This window comes from Planococcus sp. CPCC 101016 (genome assembly GCF_007859295.1).
In the GTDB taxonomy this organism is placed as follows: domain Bacteria; phylum Bacillota; class Bacilli; order Bacillales_A; family Planococcaceae; genus Planococcus.
On sequence record NZ_VOHB01000002.1, the window covers coordinates 2,267,975 to 2,284,404 of the forward strand.

At 44.2% G+C, this 16,430-nt stretch carries 21 protein-coding genes; 3 read left to right on the top strand and 18 right to left on the bottom strand.

What is annotated here, in order from left to right; genetic code table 11:
• Positions 1-212: 212 nt before the first annotated feature.
• The gene (gene rpsT / locus FQV26_RS10795; protein ID WP_146557481.1) at positions 213-461 is read left to right on the top strand and encodes a 30S ribosomal protein S20; all 249 of its coding nucleotides are present in this window, start codon (positions 213-215) and stop codon (positions 459-461) included.
• A gap of 377 nt (positions 462-838) precedes the next feature.
• Here rpsT and holA read toward each other — a convergent pair whose 3' ends face one another.
• Positions 839-1,867 (bottom strand): DNA polymerase III subunit delta, encoded by a 1,029-nt coding sequence (gene holA, locus FQV26_RS10800; RefSeq protein WP_146557482.1) that lies wholly within the window; start codon positions 1,865-1,867, stop codon positions 839-841.
• Positions 1,868-2,024: 157 nt separating this feature from the next.
• Between holA and FQV26_RS10805 the strand changes: the two genes are divergently transcribed.
• The gene (locus tag FQV26_RS10805) at positions 2,025-2,159 is read left to right on the top strand and encodes a YqzM family protein (RefSeq protein ID WP_006828710.1); all 135 of its coding nucleotides are present in this window, start codon (positions 2,025-2,027) and stop codon (positions 2,157-2,159) included.
• 230 nt (positions 2,160-2,389) lie between these two features.
• Here the strand turns inward: FQV26_RS10805 and FQV26_RS10810 are convergent, their stop codons facing one another.
• The 12 genes from FQV26_RS10810 to FQV26_RS10865 all read right to left on the bottom strand — a co-directional run bounded on the left by FQV26_RS10810 (position 2,390) and on the right by FQV26_RS10865 (position 11,817).
• Positions 2,390-4,579 (bottom strand): DNA internalization-related competence protein ComEC/Rec2, encoded by a 2,190-nt coding sequence (locus FQV26_RS10810; RefSeq protein WP_261384327.1) that lies wholly within the window; start codon positions 4,577-4,579, stop codon positions 2,390-2,392.
• 83 nt (positions 4,580-4,662) lie between these two features.
• Positions 4,663-5,235, bottom strand: a complete 573-nt coding sequence (locus FQV26_RS10815) for a ComE operon protein 2 (protein ID WP_146557483.1) — start codon at positions 5,233-5,235, stop codon at positions 4,663-4,665.
• Positions 5,236-5,317: 82 nt separating this feature from the next.
• Entirely contained in the window at positions 5,318-5,872 is a 555-nt protein-coding gene (locus tag FQV26_RS10820) for a helix-hairpin-helix domain-containing protein (RefSeq protein ID WP_146557484.1), read from the bottom strand.
• Between the two features lie 202 nt (positions 5,873-6,074).
• Complete coding sequence (locus FQV26_RS10825; protein ID WP_146557485.1) at positions 6,075-6,800, bottom strand: class I SAM-dependent DNA methyltransferase; 726 nt, start codon at positions 6,798-6,800, stop codon at positions 6,075-6,077.
• On the bottom strand, positions 6,797-7,135 hold the full coding sequence (gene rsfS, locus FQV26_RS10830; protein WP_146557486.1) for a ribosome silencing factor: 339 nt from the start codon (positions 7,133-7,135) through the stop codon (positions 6,797-6,799). The genes FQV26_RS10825 and rsfS overlap by 4 nt, the downstream gene beginning before the upstream one ends.
• Positions 7,132-7,707 carry a bis(5'-nucleosyl)-tetraphosphatase (symmetrical) YqeK gene (gene yqeK, locus FQV26_RS10835; protein ID WP_146557487.1) on the bottom strand — a complete coding sequence of 192 codons (576 nt, stop codon included), beginning with the start codon at positions 7,705-7,707 and terminating at the stop codon, positions 7,132-7,134. Before yqeK ends, rsfS begins: the two co-directional genes overlap by 4 nt.
• Positions 7,697-8,263 carry a nicotinate-nucleotide adenylyltransferase gene (locus FQV26_RS10840; protein WP_146557488.1) on the bottom strand — a complete coding sequence of 189 codons (567 nt, stop codon included), beginning with the start codon at positions 8,261-8,263 and terminating at the stop codon, positions 7,697-7,699. Before FQV26_RS10840 ends, yqeK begins: the two co-directional genes overlap by 11 nt.
• On the bottom strand, positions 8,260-8,559 hold the full coding sequence (gene yhbY, locus FQV26_RS10845) for a ribosome assembly RNA-binding protein YhbY (RefSeq protein WP_146557489.1): 300 nt from the start codon (positions 8,557-8,559) through the stop codon (positions 8,260-8,262). The genes FQV26_RS10840 and yhbY overlap by 4 nt, the downstream gene beginning before the upstream one ends.
• Positions 8,546-9,373, bottom strand: a complete 828-nt coding sequence (aroE, locus tag FQV26_RS10850) for a shikimate dehydrogenase (protein ID WP_146557490.1) — start codon at positions 9,371-9,373, stop codon at positions 8,546-8,548. The genes yhbY and aroE overlap by 14 nt, the downstream gene beginning before the upstream one ends.
• Before the next feature lie 11 nt (positions 9,374-9,384).
• Positions 9,385-10,488, bottom strand: a complete 1,104-nt coding sequence (yqeH, locus tag FQV26_RS10855; protein WP_146557491.1) for a ribosome biogenesis GTPase YqeH — start codon at positions 10,486-10,488, stop codon at positions 9,385-9,387.
• Entirely contained in the window at positions 10,485-11,006 is a 522-nt protein-coding gene (locus FQV26_RS10860) for a YqeG family HAD IIIA-type phosphatase (protein ID WP_146557492.1), read from the bottom strand. The genes yqeH and FQV26_RS10860 overlap by 4 nt, the downstream gene beginning before the upstream one ends.
• Positions 11,007-11,043: 37 nt before the next feature.
• Complete coding sequence (locus FQV26_RS10865; protein WP_146557493.1) at positions 11,044-11,817, bottom strand: phosphatidylserine decarboxylase; 774 nt, start codon at positions 11,815-11,817, stop codon at positions 11,044-11,046.
• Positions 11,818-11,912: 95 nt separating this feature from the next.
• Here FQV26_RS10865 and pssA point away from each other — a divergent pair, with 95 nt between their 5' ends.
• Positions 11,913-12,452: a CDP-diacylglycerol--serine O-phosphatidyltransferase gene (gene pssA, locus FQV26_RS10870; protein ID WP_146557494.1), complete on the top strand. Its 540-nt coding sequence runs from the start codon at positions 11,913-11,915 to the stop codon at positions 12,450-12,452.
• A gap of 54 nt (positions 12,453-12,506) precedes the next feature.
• On the opposite strand, the gene mtnN is transcribed toward pssA, so the two are convergent.
• From mtnN to FQV26_RS10895, 5 genes are all read right to left on the bottom strand, one after another.
• Positions 12,507-13,211: a 5'-methylthioadenosine/S-adenosylhomocysteine nucleosidase gene (gene mtnN / locus FQV26_RS10875; protein ID WP_146557495.1), complete on the bottom strand. Its 705-nt coding sequence runs from the start codon at positions 13,209-13,211 to the stop codon at positions 12,507-12,509.
• Positions 13,212-13,710: 499 nt separating this feature from the next.
• A complete protein-coding gene (locus tag FQV26_RS10880) occupies positions 13,711-14,442 on the bottom strand; it encodes a DUF1510 family protein (protein ID WP_146557496.1) in 732 nt (243 codons plus the stop codon).
• A gap of 132 nt (positions 14,443-14,574) precedes the next feature.
• Positions 14,575-15,051 (bottom strand): transcription elongation factor GreA, encoded by a 477-nt coding sequence (gene greA, locus FQV26_RS10885; RefSeq protein WP_146557497.1) that lies wholly within the window; start codon positions 15,049-15,051, stop codon positions 14,575-14,577.
• Between the two features lie 80 nt (positions 15,052-15,131).
• Positions 15,132-15,794 (bottom strand): uridine kinase, encoded by a 663-nt coding sequence (udk, locus tag FQV26_RS10890; protein ID WP_186759752.1) that lies wholly within the window; start codon positions 15,792-15,794, stop codon positions 15,132-15,134.
• Positions 15,791-16,396: an O-methyltransferase gene (locus tag FQV26_RS10895; RefSeq protein ID WP_146557499.1), complete on the bottom strand. Its 606-nt coding sequence runs from the start codon at positions 16,394-16,396 to the stop codon at positions 15,791-15,793. Before FQV26_RS10895 ends, udk begins: the two co-directional genes overlap by 4 nt.
• Between the last annotated feature and the right edge of the window lie 34 nt (positions 16,397-16,430).

Genomic DNA, 16,430 nt, shown 5'->3' on the forward strand with positions numbered 1-16,430 from the left:
CACACTCCTATACAAACTACTATGAATTATAGCAGTACCACGGCCATTGAGCAATGAAAGCACCGGAAATGATTTCAGTGTCAAGGAAAACTTCTTTGCATGTATCTATTGCATTCCTTACGCCGATTTGATAAAATAACTCATGTTGTATAGAGACATTAAAGAGTTGGGATGTTTTCCTCTCTTTCTTACTTGTCTAGGAGGTGAAAGATATGCCAAACATTAAATCTGCAATCAAACGTGTGCGCACGAACGAAACTAAAAACGCTCAAAACTCACATGTAAAATCAGCAATGCGTTCATCTGTTAAAAAAGCTGAAACTGCTTTGACTAACAACGACGATAACGCTAGCGATTCTGTAAAAGCGGCGATTAAACAGGTGGAAAAAGCGGCTTCTAAAGGCTTGATCCATAAAAACACTGCAGCTCGTAAAAAAGCTCGCTTGATGAAACAAGCGTAAAATGCTTTAAAAAGCCGGTTCCTCCAGGGGAACCGGCTTTTTTCTGCTTGTTGAAAAAGATCTCATACTTTCATTTCGCTTCAGGCGGACGCGTTCCACGGGCACAGCTTCTGCCGCTTCCCTCGCTGCGCTCAGTCCAGTGGCTCCAGCTCGTGCTGCTCCCGTTGGAGTCGCCGCCTTCCGCTGCTTTCAAAGAATAAAGCATTCACAAAGTGGGGTGGAGAAGTGTCCGCTCTTAAATCCTTGTGCTCCCACAGTGTTTCCCGCTTGGATGAGAGCCCGCGGTAAGCTTCGAAAACCCACGGCTTGTTAGAAATTTCTTTACAGCCCGTAAAAGCCGGTTCCCCTAAAGGGAGCCGGCTTTTTTCTGTACATATTCAACGCTGAGCTTGCCCTCCGCGCTTCATCAGGAAAAACTCCAGAATGCGTTCGCGGTTGCCACTTAAGGTCTTCAGCTGCAAATCGATGTCAGCCAAATCACCCAGCACTTGGAGAAGCCGTTTTTCCGAAATCTGCTGACGCTTTTCAACCAGTAATTTCACACGATACGGATGAGCTTTCAGCTGTTTGGAGATTTGCTGTGCATGATAGCCTTTTTTCTGCAAATAATAGACTTGAATCATGAAGCGAATCTGTGAAGCCAGTAAAGCAGTCAAGGCAACCGGCTCTTCTTTTTGGCGCAATAAATCATAATAAACGCTGAGGGCACCGCTGACATCTCCATCCAGGTAGGACTGCAACATCTTGAAAGCGTCCTGCTCCAGTGTCCGTGCAGTCATTTGTTCGACTAGCTCTACTGTGATATCGCCATCCGCTGCCCCAAGGTACAAGGACATCTTCTCAATTTCCGAAGACAGCAACGTCAGGTTGGTTCCTGCCATTTCCATCAGCCGTTGAGCCGCCTTCAGGTCTATGCCTTTGCCGAAATTTTTTGCTTCGTGCATGAGCCAGCTTTCCAAATCATTCGTCTGCAAAGATTTAGCCTCTACCAAGACGGTGTGCTGCTTCATCAACTTGGTTACTTTTTTCCGTTCGTCCAGTTTTTCATAAGGCGCGACAAAAATCGTAACAGAACTGCCAGGCGGGTGCTCTAGCCATGCTTCCAATGCTTTGACATCGTGATTAATTTTTTCTTTGCCGCGCTCGGCCGCTTTTAAAAACGATGCATTACGCGCAATGATGAGCTTGCGGTCACTGAAAAACGGGATCGTATCTGCTTCGTCGATGACATGTTCGACAGGCACTTCATCCAAATCAAAAAAAGTCAGCTCCAATTCGCCGTTATCCGTCAATTTATCTTTTAATAAATCCAAAGTTTTTTCGATAAAATAGCTTTCTGTTCCTACGATGAGATAAACAGGGTCTATTTGTCCGCTGCGTATGGATTTCCACACGGAAGTAATCATCTTATCAGCCTCCCCTCTCTCTACTATATCGGATTTTTACTGCTTTGGGTATTTGACAGTTATGTGTCAGCTGCTAAATTCATTCGTTTTAGTCGACTTCAATCTAGATTTTTAAGTTGTCTTCGCTTATAATTAGAGGGAATTAGGAGGGATTTCAATGAATGAATTTGAACAGAATGTACAGTCCAAACGTAACGATGCAATCGACGCGGGTATGGGCTTCGTCGTATCCTTTGGATTTTTCGCCCTTATCTTTATCATCGCTGGAGTTGTACAATTCGCTGCACGGTAATTAAATCAAAAAAGGTTCCGGTTTTCATAATCGGGACCTTTTTTTGTTGGTTAGGAAAACATTACGTTTCTGGCCAGAGCTACACGGCCGCCTTCGCTTTTCTTATTGTCCTGACTCCAGCACCCAGCTCCTCGGGTCCTAAGCCACTATGGCTGCGCGGCAAAGAACGCCACTCGGCCAAACCATCTTATGCCCGACAGAGCTTACCGGGCGCTTCCGCTTTTCTTAGTTCAACGCATAGTTTCTATCTCAAGCTCCCCGTTATCGTACAGCAGTCGAATGGTTCCGTTTTCTGCGGTGCTCAGTGTCTTTAGCTGAAGTTCCGTGAAGCGCTCTACCACTTCCGCGCTCGGATGGCCATATCGATTGTCTGCGCCTGTTGAAAAAACCGATAATGCCGGCTGGAGTGCTGAAAGAAATTCTTTACTGCTGGATGTCTTGCTGCCATGATGGCCAACTTTCAGTACTGTCAACCCTGCAAGTTCACTGCCGTAAGGCTCAAGCAAATCCTTTTCACCAGCCGCTTCCAGATCACCGGTAAACAACACCCGATAATCTCCGGTCTTCATCAACAGCACCAGTGAATCGTTATTGCCTTCATACTCAGCATCCTTTGGCGAGAGGTAAATAAATTGAGTCTCGCCGACTACCCAGTTTGATCCAAGGGCAGGAAAGACAAGTTTTGCTTCAGCTGTATCGGGTGCCAACTGCTGCATCAGTGTGTTCGAAGCAGAACCCGGCGTCAAATGGAGCGCATCGACGGAAAACAGACGGAAAATTTCATCTGCTCCTTCTGCATGATCCGCATCAGGATGCGAAATGATGAATGTGTCAAGCGAAGAAATCCCATTTCCTTTAAGGTATGGAGCCACAATCTGCCGCCCGATTTCATAGGGCTGTTTCTTTTCTCTAAAAGCTTCCGTATCAAAACGCAGAACTCCTCCGCTATCGATTAAATAAACAGCTTTTCGGTAAGGCAGTTCGATTAACGCACTGTCCCCTTGGCCAACATCCAAAAAAGTAAGCTTTAAGCGGGGATCAAGATACGGAAATGCGGTGAACAGCAAAGCCGGCACTAATAGAATTAGCAATTGCCGAAAGCGGAAGCGCTGTTCGGCCGCACAATAAAACAGATAGACAGTCCCTGTCAGCAGAAATACCATAAAAACTCCGGGTTTTCCAGGATTCCATAACTGGTAAGGCAACCGTGCGAGCCAGTCCATAAATTGCCCGATCCATCCACGCAAAGGCTCATAAAAATAAAAAACAAAGTCTGCTGCCGGCTGGAAGACCGCCGTCAAAAACAGCAGGACGAAATTTGCCGGCAAAATTAACAAAGTAAATAAAGGAACAAACAAGCTATTGACCACAAATGCCGACAGCGACAATTCATAAAAATGAAACAGCAGCAAAGGGTACAAGGTCATCTGTGAAATAAATGTGATGACAAAACCTGTTTTGAAAGAGGATTCGATCTTACTTAGAAACTTCAGCGAGTAGATAATACCGAATGTGGCACCATAAGACAATTGAAAACCGATTTTATACATAGCATAAGGATCCCAAAGCATAAAAAGTATAAAGCTTGTTAACATAATATTTGCAATAGGAAACTTTAAACTGCATAACTTTCCAGCTAATACAACCGTAACCATGCTGACCGCACGCCAAACAGACGGTGCTCCGCCAGCGATGATTGCATAAAGAGGCAGCGCAATGAGTAAAATGATCATTGCTGCTTCTTTTCGCACATAAAGACGAATGAGGATAACGTACAGCAAACCCGATGCTATTCCCACATGCAAGCCTGAAATGGCAAACAAATGTGAAATCCCGAGCGTTTGATGCACGCGTTGGTCTTCGGGATCCATATTCTCTCGTTCACCGATTAGCAACGCTTCAGCCTCTGCTGCTAAGCTTTCAGGAAAATGATCCCGAATGTGGTTCTTCACAGCATCTCTTCTGCTTAAGAGCTGGTTGAACCATGTATCGTTCTCTTTTGCTCCATCAATCGATTGAATCATCAGTAGCGAAGCGGCTCCATTATGATGCAAGTATTTCGCCATGTCGAATGAGTAGCGATGAGATGGTGGAGATGGCGCTTCAAAAACGCCGCTTACCTGAAACACAGACCGATCCATCAGGTTTTCCAGTTGAAGCTTTTGTTCAGCTGAGGTCAGTCGGTACCGAGCATAAACCACCGTCTCTCCCTCTAACATCGCAAATCCTCTTAGGCTATCCCCGTCAATCACTGCCCCCGTCTTGAATATCAGTTCTCCTGAATAAGGCAATGAGGCAGCTAATTCATTTTGTTCGCGGATATCCTGCAACAGATATACGGTGCAGGCAAATAAAAGTACGCATATGAAGACTGCGGCACTTTCGCTTTTCCAGAACATCCAACAAAAAAGCAGCAACATGAACACAAGTTGAACCGGTGTTTCATGCGCTGCATATGTGGCAAGAGCTGTCGCTGTTGCCAAGTATAAAAAAAGAGTACTTGTTATACTTCGATTTCTCCGAATAATTGATTCACCCGTTCATTGTAATGGGCCAATTCTTCTTCGCTTCCGCCTTTTTCACGCAGCTTCTCCAGCAATTCCATGTACAAAGCCGATTTTTCGACACTCAAAAAATCGATTTTCCGTTCATCGAATACAACTTGTACGACTTCCACACCAGCCTGTTCCAGCAATTCGATCGCATATTCGTGATTTTTATAGTCGGTAGCGTAATACAGACGTGAAATGCCCGCTTGGATAATCGATTTCGTGCACTGGAGGCAAGGGAAATGGCTGACATACATATCTGCCCCGTTGACGCTGACGCCGTACTTCGAGCATTGCAGCAATGCATTCATTTCTGCATGAATCGTCCGGACACAATGTCCGTCTACGACATAACAGCCTTTGTCGATGCAATGGTCGCCTCCGGAAATCGATCCGTTATAGCCGCCCGCCATGATTCTCCGGTCACGCACGATGGTTGCTCCAACAGCAAGTCGTGTACAAGTGCTTCTCAGCGCGAGCAAATGGCTTTGCGCCATAAAAAATTGGTCCCAAGTTATTCGCTTCATTTAATTGCCTCCTGCTAGTGTAGTTAAAATAAGTGTAGCAGAGGCGACAATTTCGTCAACCGTCTTTTGATATACATAGTTTCTATTTGACGATAATGAGATCCTTTAATTTCTCGAAACTCTTGTCACCGATCCCGGTGACTTCCATCAATTCTTCCGGCGTCTTAAAGCTTCCGGCTTCCTCCCGGTAGGACAAGATCGCCGCAGCCTTCGATGGACCGATTCCAGGCAGTTCCATCAGTTCTTCTTCAGTAGCTGTATTGAGATTGATCAGGCTGCTCCCACTCGCGGGAGCCGTAGATGAAGCTGCAGGCAAAACCGTTTCTTCTCCGTTCGCTGGAACGTACAGACTGGTTTCGTCTACAACAATTAATGCCAGGTTGATCGCGCGGCTATCGGCTTCAGGTGTAAATCCGCCGGCTGCACTTATGGCATCCTGCATACGGGAACCTGGCGGAAGTTCGTATACGCCAGGCGTGACTACTTGGCCTTTTATATCAATCACTAAGTTGGATTCAATTATGGGATTTTCGTTTTCAGGGGTTTCTGTCTGCTGAGGGGTTTCAGCGCTGATTAGTTCGAGAGAAGAAACAGGAGCTGTTTCCGGCTTTCCTTGAGGAAAGAAGAGATATATCATCAATAGCGCTATGGCAACTGCGGGGATCAGCAGCCATGCGGGTTTGCTCTGAAGCTGGGATAGTTTCAGCTGACATTCCTCATTTCTTCAGAAGGCAATTAAATGGAAGCTGTTTGAATTATATAATAATTCTTTTGTGATTGTCCATCTTTTTTGAACAGACAAAAGCCATCTGCAAAATGCAAATGGCTCATTCGTTAGTCTATATTTTTTTTGCATGAAAGAAAATCCGTTCACTTTCTTCGTCCGGAGACTGGCCAGAAAAGTCGGCCGTGACCGACTCGACGGAAAATCCTGCAGCTTCCAGCCACGCAGTGTAAACATCGACGTGGAAGGTCTGCTGTTCATGTGTTTCTTCGAAACGCTCGAACAATCCATTTTGGCGAACAAAAAAAGTCATGTCGTGGATTACGCTATGTTCTGCTTCCCCAGGCTCAGTATGCCAGATATAAGCGATTTCTTCCGCGTCATAGACAAATGGACTGGCCATATAAACCATATCCACTTTAAAGATGGAATGCACATCAAAGAAAAAATGGCCGCCAGGGTTCAATGCTTCGTATACTTCTTTGAAAGTTTGCTGGACTTGTTGCTCACTTTGCAAATAATTCAATGAATCAATAGCAATCGTGACAATATCGAATCCAGCAAGTCCTTCCAGATTATCCATAGACAATTGAAGCACCGGAATTGATTGGTTCGCTTCCTGGAACCGCTGATTGGCGATCGTCAGCATGTCTTCAGACAAATCGCTTGCCGTCACCTCATAGCCTACTTCAGCAAAAAGCTGTGACAATGTGCCGGTTCCACACGCCACATCCAGCAATTTGCCGGATGGAGCGCGGGAAGCGACCCACTCCACATACTTTTCGTAAGGAATATCCTCCATCAGTCCATCATAGACTGCGGCAAATTTTCCGTATTTCATATTTCCATTTGCGGAGCTTCTCTCCACAGGCGTTCCAAGTTATAGTAGGTGCGTTCGTCTTTATGGAAAACGTGAGCCACTACATCGCCAAGATCGACAAGGATCCAGCGCGCAGAATCAAATCCTTCAACGCTTTTCACAACATGGCCTTCTTCATGGGCTTTGTCCATGATTTCTCTTGCGATTGACTGAACCTGACGATCAGAATTCCCTGTGCAGATGACGAAGAAATCAGCTAAAAGCGAAATCCCCTCCATATTCAAGACAACGATGTCTTCAGCTTTTTTATCTTCTGCAGCGTTATACGCTACTTGCAGTAAAGTTTCTTTAGTCATTCTTTCACTTTCCCTTTCTGTTGCACGAAGTAATTGTAGCACTTCAGTGAATCCGGAAATACCGGTTGATTTTTCGATACTAAAAATTCGATGGAATGTTTGACCGAGGCTTCCATCATAACATCCAATCCGTGTTCTTTTAATTGTCGCAATTCTTCAACACCTGTAAATTTTCGATTTGGTTCGACCAAATCAGCAATATAGACGACTTTTTCCAAATCAGACATGCTATCGCGTCCAGTCGTATGGTAGCGGATGGCGTTCAAGACATCTTCATCTTCCACTCCAAATTCGGTTTTTGCCAAATAAGCGCCAACAGGTGCATGCCATAGTTCTGCATGATATTCGAGTAATAAAGGATCCATTTTTTCGGAGACGATAATAGACTTCATCCATTCACGATCCGAGAATTTTGCTACGTCGTGTAATATCGCAGCGGTTTGCGCCTTAGACTCGGGAACATGAAATTCCCTGGCAAGTTCAATAGCCGTATCCACGACGCCTAGTACATGGGTAAAGCGATTTTCAGGAAGCCTTTCTTTTACAGCTTCCAGCATTTGGCTATGATCCATATAAGCGCTCCTTTCGAATGTAAGCTTCCACTTTTTCAGGAACTAAAAACGTCAGTGGCCGATCAATTGCAGCACGTTCCCTTAACATTGTGGATGACAGCAGCAATTCAGGCGAATCGATCATCATGACTGGGTAAGGTGTTTCTGTATTATACCCCGGACGCTTAACTCCGATAAAGCGAATCAACTTCATCAACTCGTCGATCCGGTACCAGGAAGGCAAACCTTCCACCATATCTCCCCCGATAATGAAATAAAATTCCGTACCGGGTTCCTTTTCGGTCAAGTTTGTCAAGGTATCAAAAGAATAGGAGACCCCGCCACTTTTAATTTCGAAATCCTCGACTGAAAATTGCGGATAGCCTGAAACAGCTAATTCTGTCATCTTCATCCGCTGTTGTGCCGTAGCTCCCGCAACATCTTTATGGGGAGCAATATAATTGGGCATGAAGCGCACTTCGTCCAATTCGGCTGCGTAGTATGCTTCATTTGCCATAATCAGATGGCCGAGATGAGGTGGATTGAAAGTTCCACCCAATATCCCTACCTTTTTCATCTTTTAACCGGCAACTCGATTTTTTTATTATTGACCGATTGCTTATAGAGCACTACAGTATGACCAATCAATTGAACCAACTGGGATTTTGTGCCTTTAGCAAGTGCATGTGCTACCTCTTCTTTGCCATCTTCATTATTCTGAAGAATACTGATTTTCACTAATTCACGCTTTTCCAACGCTTCTTTAATTTGAACGAGCATCGCTTCATTGACGCCGCCTTTACCTACTTGGAAAATCGGATCAAGATGATGTGCTTCGCTTCTCAAAAAGCTTTTTTGTTTAGTTGTTAACATAAGTGCCTCCTAGTTTTTCTGTAATCAATTTGATCATTTTATCAGTATCCGGCTGAATGCCTGTCCATTTTTCAAATGCGATCGCACCTTGATAGACAAACATGCCGACACCGTTTAATGTAACGCAATTTTTTTCTTCGGCTTTCTTTAAGAAAGGTGTTTCCAATGGATTGTAGATGATATCCGCGGCTATAGTTCCAGCCTGCACCCGGTCCAAAGATATTGGCAATGCTTCACCCGTCGCCAATCCGACCGAAGTGGTTTGAATGAGAACCACAAATTCTGCCAGCCGTTCCTCGGATTCTGTAAGCGTAACAGCGAAACCGCCGATTTCGGCAGCCAGTTCCTCTGCCCGGCGGAATGTCCGGTTAGTGACTGTGATATCCGTGAAGCCTGCACGCTTTAATGCAAAAGCAATCCCTCTTGCAGCACCGCCCGCTCCAATCAGCAACACTTTCTTTGTTTTATCGACTTGATGAACAAGCATTGACTGAACAAAACCATCACCGTCCGTATTTGAGCCGACGAATTTTTTGCCATTGCAGTGGACAGTGTTGACAGTATTCATCTGCATTGCGCTTTCTTCTAGCTTATCAAGAAACGGAACAATCGATTGCTTATGGGGCAAAGTAATATTAAAGCCACTGATACTTAAAGTTTTCATAGCTTCGAATGATTTTTCAAGCTGAGATGGTTCTACATGAATAGGAATATAAGCAGCATCAATGCCATGCTCATCAAACCATGTTTCATGCATAAAAGGGGATAAGGAATGGGCGATCGGATCACCGATCACCGCGTACCACTTCTTCATCTAAAAACCTCCTAAATCAGCGATGGGCGCAATAGAACTTCTACACCTTTAGGTGCATGGGCAGCAATGACTGCATTGCCGTGCTGAATCGTAATCCAGCCAAGACCCGAAAATACGATATCGGTTTTGGCTTCCTTGACGCTGAATTCATGGCGCACAAGCTCTGGAAAATCATCTTTATATTCAGCTGAAGGCGGGGCAAGCATATCACCTAAATGCTGCTCATACAAAGCATCTGCATTCTCCAATTTGGTCCGGTGAATCGGCAGGTCGTTGGCGATGTGAACCGTAAATGACGAGCGTTCCCCTTGAATAAAATCAAAACGCGCCAATCCTCCAACAAATAAGGTTTGTTCCGCATTCAGCTGGAAGACCCGTGGTTTGATTTCTTTTTTCGGCATGATCTGCTTAAGATCCGCCGTTTGAAGATGGTGTGCCAACTGATGGTGGTTAATAATACCTGGCGTGTCGAACAACGAACGCTCATCATCCAAAGGAATTTCAATCATATCCAATGTGGTTCCAGGGAAATGTGAAGTTGTGATGACATCAGCCTGACCTGTCGCCTGTTTGATGACACGGTTGATGAAGGTAGATTTTCCGACATTGGTACAGCCGACCACATAAACATCTTTGCCTTTGCGGTATTTCTCGATGGCTTCCATAGCTTCCGGAATCCCTGTTCCTCTATGGGCACTGACCGTCAAAATGTCAACCGGCTGCAATCCCAGTTTTCTGGCTTCCTGTTTCATCCAATGAATCAACTTATGTTGTTTGACCGACTTTGGCAAAAGATCCGCTTTATTGGCAATCAACAGAATGTTATTATTCCCTACAAAACGGTGAAGGCCTGGAAGCCAGCTGCCATTAAAGTCAAAAATATCAACAATTTTTACGATCAGGCCTTCGCGTTCCCCTAAGCCATTTAAAATCCGTAAAAAATCATCATCCGTTAAAGAAACCGGTTGAAGTTCGTTGTAGTTTTTCAGACGGAAGCACCGCTGGCAAATAATTTCTTCTTTTTCTAACGAAGATGGCGGAGCATATCCTACCTCTTCTTTATTCTCAGTTTGAATCTGTACACCGCATCCGATGCAAGTTGGCATTTCACTCAATTTTCTTCCTCCCACATCAATTGTCCTTTTTCTTTTAACCTCTTCATAATTCTGCGTTCCACTCTCCGGTTGAAGCGCGTGAAAAAGCCGTCAGATTGAGCTACTGGCAAGACCAAAATCGTATGCATCTTGTTCAGATTGCCGCCAAAAATATCCGTCAGCATCTGATCGCCAATTACCACTACCTGATCACGTCTTGCTTCCATAATCCGAAGCGCTTTCCGGAATGCACGCCCCATCGGTTTACGAGCCTGATGGATAAATGGAATGCCTAATGGATCCGCGAATGATTTTACACGCAGTTCCTTATTATTGGAGACGATGACAACTTGTATACCAGCATCCTTCATCGATTTCAGCCATTCGATCAATTTCGGCGTTGCGTCAGGACGATCCCATTCCACAAGCGTATTATCCAAATCAGTGATAATGCCCCTAATATTCTTTTCAATCAATGTTTCCGGCTTGATGTCAAAAACTTCTTTTACATATTGGCTTGGTACAAAATTCTGATACACTGCAACCCACTCCTGTTTTCGAACTTAATGCTATTGATTATATCATATTTCCTAACGCTTCTCCCACCTTGATCCGTTGACCGTTGGACATATCTTCGACAAATTTGATCGAATCTTTTTCGAAGAACAGAACAACTGTGGAACCGAAACTGAAATAGCCAATTTCGTTTCCTTTTTTCCAGTCGTTACCGGTTTCCGTCAACTTAATGGAATTGACAAACATGGCACCGACTTTGACTAACAGTATCTTACCAAATGCCGTTTCAAGCTCTGTTATCATGCGGTAATTGCCGCTGATCGGCGCCTTTCCATATTGTAGACCGGCAGCATTGACCGGATACGATTTCTTGCCAAGCACAAATTGTTTTTTCACTTTGCCGTCAACCGGGCTATGAATTCGGTGATAATCGGCAGGCGATAAATAAAGAACTGCATATTTGCCATTATGATAGCGGTCAGCCAAATCTTTATCTCCCAACAAATCGGCTAGGGAATAATGCTGGCCTTTAACCAGAAAACGGACATCTTCCTGAAGATCTCCTGCAATTTCAATTTTCCCGTCCACTGGAGATACTACTGAAACAGACGAGACCGGTCGGCTATCCACCGTCAGTTTACGCACAAAAAAAGCGTGGAGAGTCGGAAAGGAGTCCAATGGCTCTTCAACGTCATCCGTTAAGATTTGATAGGCTTTGATATAGCCCGGAATAAATCTGCGGCTGTTTTTGGATTGAGCAAATTGGCGTATCAAATTCGAAGTAAAAGCTCCGTTCGTCAGTTCGATTGAACGCTGGTACAAATATTTTTTCATAGAGATGCCTCCGTTGCTAAAATAGTCTACCATTTTTTTACCTTTCACAGTATAATAGAGTGAACAAGTTTACAAAAAAGAAGGAGTGTTTTCCATTGTTAATAACAGAAAGAATGGATCACACCATAAAAAAGTTGAGGTCTCAGACGGCAAATACCATCACTATCGGTAATATGCTGTTTGGCGGAGCTTCTCTTATGGCCACTTTAAATGGATCTTATAGCTATAGCGTGCTATTTATATTTATTGCGGCTTTTTTGGACCGCTTTGACGGTATGGTGGCAAGAAAATTTAATCAGGAATCCGATTTGGGCAAACAGCTCGATTCGATGAGCGACATATTATCTTTTGGTGTTGCCCCCGCAATTTTAATTTACCAGCTTGTCTTATCTGACTTTGGTTTTATCGGAATGGTATTCACTGTACTTTATATCTCATGTGGCGCTTTCCGATTAGCGCGCTTCAATATTACGGATTCCACCGGATATTTCACTGGGTTGCCAATCACAGCTGCAGGTACAGTTATCACATTTTCCTATTTTGCGCTGCCGGTTTTTTCTCCGGTCGTCTACATGTTTCTGTTCATCATCTGTGCCTTATTGATGATTAGCACATTCACCTTGAAAAAAGTTTAAAAAAGCTGAGCGACGTTGAGAAAACGTCCTCAGCTTTTTTGTGTCTTGAACAACTTAGATGCGTGCTGCCAATTGGCTGATCACGTTAAAGACAATTTCCGTAGAATGTTTTGCCGCCGTCGGCAAAAATTCATCGAATGATATGGAGGATTCTTTTCCGGCAATGTCTGATAAGGCTCGGATGACCACAAATGCAACATCAAATTGATAGCAGACCTGCGCAACTGCTGCCGCTTCCATTTCTGCCGCTTTCATAGTCGGGAAGTATTCACGCACTTTGGCTACACGCTCCGGGTCATTCATAAAAGAATCACCAGTTGCAATCAACCCGACTGCATAATCATGCTGGCCCATTTCCTTGACTGCTTTGACTGCCAATTCGATCAACTCTTCATTAGAAGTGAACGCGGCAGGCAATTGAGGCACTTGCCCCATTTCATAGCCAAAGACCGTGACGTCCACGTCATGATGACGTACTTCATCGGAAATGACCACTGCACCAACTTCAAGTTCTTCGTCAAAGCCGCCTGCTGATCCGATGTTGATGACAATATCCGGACGGTATTGCTGCAGAAGAATCGTAGTTGACATTGCAGCATTAACTTTGCCGATGCCACTTTTCAACAAAACGATTTCCTGTCCTTCGTATGTACCCAAAGTAAATTCGCATTTTGCGATTTCTTCCGTCTGAGGATTTTCCAGACCGCTTCTCAATAGTTGAACTTCTTCTTCCATCGCACCAATTACACCGATTTTCATTTTGCTATTCCCCATTCCAGCGTCAATTTATCTTACCTGAGTCAATACCCTATTACATATAAATGTTACTTATGATCTTCGCCTGCTGATATTCCCCAAAACAGCTCCGCTTTCGGGCCCGCAGGATGCGGGTCATGCAGCTGGTGCGACAGGACGTCGCGACGGCAGCTGCCAAGGGCTTGCCCGAGTGGATTTATTTTATATCGCTTCGCTGCTTTGCCCCATATCGTTTATGAAACCAGCAAAAAAAGTACTCGTATCATAATAATACATTTCTTAGCGCAGGCGCGTCCAGGGGCTAGGCGAAGTAAGAAGACAGGCGTCCTTTGCCCGGCTACTTGCGGGAGCCAATGAGGGACCAGGCATTCCTGGGACCTCATTTGCGACGAGCTTGCGCAGGAGCAGTTGTCTTTGCCCTACCTAAAGCGGCCGAAGCGATGTGTAAAAGCTTGTTTCTTAAGTTCAACTTAATATTATAACAAAGAAAAAGACGCCATTATTAATAGGCGCCTTCCAGTGTTTTCAAAACATCCATCTTCACTGGCTTCCAGCCTTCGCCGTCTACCCATTCCATGTGGACACGGTATTTCTCGGATTCGTCTTTAGACTGCACAGTCGCGATTGATTTTTGCGGACCGCCGCCATTTTTGATCATCATGACATACATATTGTTTGGATCAAGACCCGTAGCATAAGAAACTGCATTCACTTTTTCTTTCCAATCCACAGAATCTTTTTGGTAGACAGAGACATGGTCACCTTTCTGCTTGGTGCCAACCGGCTCCCAACTTGTATTGATGACTGTTTCTTCTACTATCGGATCGCTTGAATCCTCACGTGTAATGGTCCCGCCTTTTGTGACAGATCCCTCTTTTTCTTTAGCTTTTGCTTCTTCTTCAGCTTTCTTTTCTGCTTCTTCTTTAGCTTTTGCCTCTTCTTCAGCTTTCTTGGCTGCTTCTTCCGCTTTGGCTTCAGCGTCTTCATCCTCGTCACCGGCACTTGCACTTTCACCGTCTTCAGAGCCACTCGTTTGTTGTTCGGTTCCAGTTGAGATTGCTACTTCTTCAGACTCACTTGCCTGATTGTCCCCTCCACTAAACAGCATAGAAACTCCGATAATGAGAATCAATGCAAATACCAGACCGATCATAATATTTAATATGGAATTTGACCGGCTTTTGTCTTTCTTTTTCTTCAAACGAGAGGGATATGGTTTTTCTTCGTTAGTCATTAGATGTCCCCCTTTCTCAATAGTTTACCATAAATCCAGTATGACAAATTTGACGTTTTAGCGATAGTTTCGTTTCAGTTAAAGTATAAATAATGAGAAACGGCCATCCCCTTTTACAGAATGGCCGCTTTATCACGTGATTGAAACAATCTTGATTTCCATTTCTCCGCCTGGTGTCAAAACTTTGACGTTTTCACCAATCGTACGGCCAATCATGCTTTTCGCAATCGGGGAATCATTTGAAATGCGGCCTTCTAAAGGATCCGCTTCAGCTGATCCAACAATTGTGTAGGATTCTTTATCGCCATCTGGAACTTCTATAAAGGTTACAGTCGTACCTAACCGAACGATATCTCTATTTGATTCATTTTCATTTATGATAACCGCATTGCGGATCATCGATTCAAGTGTTGAGATACGGCCTTCTACAAAAGCCTGATCTTCTTTTGCAGAGTCATACTCTGCATTCTCAGACAAATCACCAAAATCACGGGCGATTTTAATTCGTTCAACTACTTCTTTACGTTTAATCGTTTTCAGAAAGTCCAGTTCATCTTCCAACTTCTGCTTTCCTGCAGCTGTCATTGGAAATTGTTTTTCGTTAGCCATTGTTTCCACTCCTTCAACTGCTGACCTGGATGCACATATGCAACCGTCAGTCTGGTCTCATCATATTATAGATTGTCAATCTATTCAAGAATAGTTTTGATTTTTGTGACCATTAAATCAATTGCCACTTCATTTTGTCCGCCTTCTGGGATAATAACATCTGCATAACGCTTTGTCGGTTCGATAAATTGATTGTGCATCGGACGGACAACAGTCAGATATTGTTCAATGACGGAATCAATGGTTCGTCCGCGTTCATTGATATCACGCAGCAAACGGCGGATGATCCTCAAATCGCCATCTGTGTCGACAAAAAGTTTTATATCCATCAATTCACGCAAGCGCACATCTTCGAGCACTAAGATGCCTTCAAGAATGATAACATCTTTCGGTTCTATTAACACCGTTTCTTCTGCACGAGTATGAATTGCATAATTATAGACCGGTTTTTCGATTGGACGGCGCTCAAGCAACTCATTGATATGCTCAATCAGCAAATCAGTATCAAATGCCAATGGATGGTCATAGTTTGTTTCCAACCGCTCTTCAAAAGCCAAATGGCTTTGATCTTTGTAATAATAATCCTGCTCGATTACTACCACTGAGTTTTCTTTAAATACTTCATAGATGGAGTTCGTTACACTCGTTTTACCCGAGCCAGAACCTCCTGCGATCCCAATAACGACCGGCCTTTTTTTAGACATGTTATTTAGCTCCTTGCCAACCTCTTTTAGTTTATTCATTTCTTTCTGCAGATCATAATGCCGTCTCCCGAAGACAGTAACTCCGTGTCATAATGAGGGTGATTGAGCATCTGTTCCTTAAAAGCCGCCAGATTGCGGATCATTGTCCGCTTTCTTCTTGGCACCTCAGCTATTGGAATATCCGAAAGGCCATGCATGGCCATATTATCGCAGTATATGATTCCGCCTGTTGGCAATAACGCTTCGTACTTATTGAAAAAGCGTTCATATTGCCCTTTTGCCGCATCAATGAAAATGGCGTCATACTGCGCATTGAGAGTAGACAACTCAAGTGCCAGTGCATCTGCATGAAAAATGCGGATGCGATCCTGCAGCCCCGTTTGCGCAATAAATTCCACCGCTTTTTGATACCTGGAATCATCGCGTTCAATTGTATCTACTGTACAAGCCGGTAAAGCTTCCGCCATTTTTATCGCTGAAAAACCGATTGCCGCACCAATTTCCAGTATCTTCTCAGGTTGCTGATCTTTTAACAAATCCAGCAGTTCCTCCATGCCCTGCTCTTCCATAATAGGCACATGATGCGCAGCAGCATAAGCCTGAATCGCTTCAAGCGTCGTTGATAATTGATTGTTCGCCATACTGGAATGCTCCTTTTCGACTCCGCAAAAATTA

Excerpts from the sequence above, each read along its gene's own strand:
- FQV26_RS10825 (WP_146557485.1), bottom strand. The coding sequence starts at position 6,800 with ATGAAATACGGAAAATTTGCCGCAGTCTATGATGGACTGATGGAGGAT.
- rpsT (WP_146557481.1), top strand. The coding sequence starts at position 213 with ATGCCAAACATTAAATCTGCAATCAAACGTGTGCGCACGAACGAAACT.
- FQV26_RS10810 (WP_261384327.1), bottom strand. The coding sequence starts at position 4,579 with ATGTTGCTGCTTTTTTGTTGGATGTTCTGGAAAAGCGAAAGTGCCGCA.
- FQV26_RS10880 (WP_146557496.1), bottom strand. The coding sequence starts at position 14,442 with ATGACTAACGAAGAAAAACCATATCCCTCTCGTTTGAAGAAAAAGAAA.
- udk (WP_186759752.1), bottom strand. The coding sequence starts at position 15,794 with ATGAATAAACTAAAAGAGGTTGGCAAGGAGCTAAATAACATGTCTAAA.
- FQV26_RS10865 (WP_146557493.1), bottom strand. The coding sequence starts at position 11,817 with ATGAAAAAATATTTGTACCAGCGTTCAATCGAACTGACGAACGGAGCT.
- mtnN (WP_146557495.1), bottom strand. The coding sequence starts at position 13,211 with ATGAAAATCGGTGTAATTGGTGCGATGGAAGAAGAAGTTCAACTATTG.
- FQV26_RS10815 (WP_146557483.1), bottom strand. The coding sequence starts at position 5,235 with ATGAAGCGAATAACTTGGGACCAATTTTTTATGGCGCAAAGCCATTTG.
- holA (WP_146557482.1), bottom strand. The coding sequence starts at position 1,867 with ATGATTACTTCCGTGTGGAAATCCATACGCAGCGGACAAATAGACCCT.
- yqeK (WP_146557487.1), bottom strand. The coding sequence starts at position 7,707 with ATGGATCATAGCCAAATGCTGGAAGCTGTAAAAGAAAGGCTTCCTGAA.
- FQV26_RS10895 (WP_146557499.1), bottom strand. The coding sequence starts at position 16,396 with ATGGCGAACAATCAATTATCAACGACGCTTGAAGCGATTCAGGCTTAT.
- FQV26_RS10820 (WP_146557484.1), bottom strand. The coding sequence starts at position 5,872 with ATGATATATCTCTTCTTTCCTCAAGGAAAGCCGGAAACAGCTCCTGTT.
- greA (WP_146557497.1), bottom strand. The coding sequence starts at position 15,051 with ATGGCTAACGAAAAACAATTTCCAATGACAGCTGCAGGAAAGCAGAAG.
- yhbY (WP_146557489.1), bottom strand. The coding sequence starts at position 8,559 with ATGTTAACAACTAAACAAAAAAGCTTTTTGAGAAGCGAAGCACATCAT.
- rsfS (WP_146557486.1), bottom strand. The coding sequence starts at position 7,135 with ATGACTAAAGAAACTTTACTGCAAGTAGCGTATAACGCTGCAGAAGAT.
- aroE (WP_146557490.1), bottom strand. The coding sequence starts at position 9,373 with ATGAAGAAGTGGTACGCGGTGATCGGTGATCCGATCGCCCATTCCTTA.
- FQV26_RS10805 (WP_006828710.1), top strand. The coding sequence starts at position 2,025 with ATGAATGAATTTGAACAGAATGTACAGTCCAAACGTAACGATGCAATC.
- FQV26_RS10840 (WP_146557488.1), bottom strand. The coding sequence starts at position 8,263 with ATGAAAAAGGTAGGGATATTGGGTGGAACTTTCAATCCACCTCATCTC.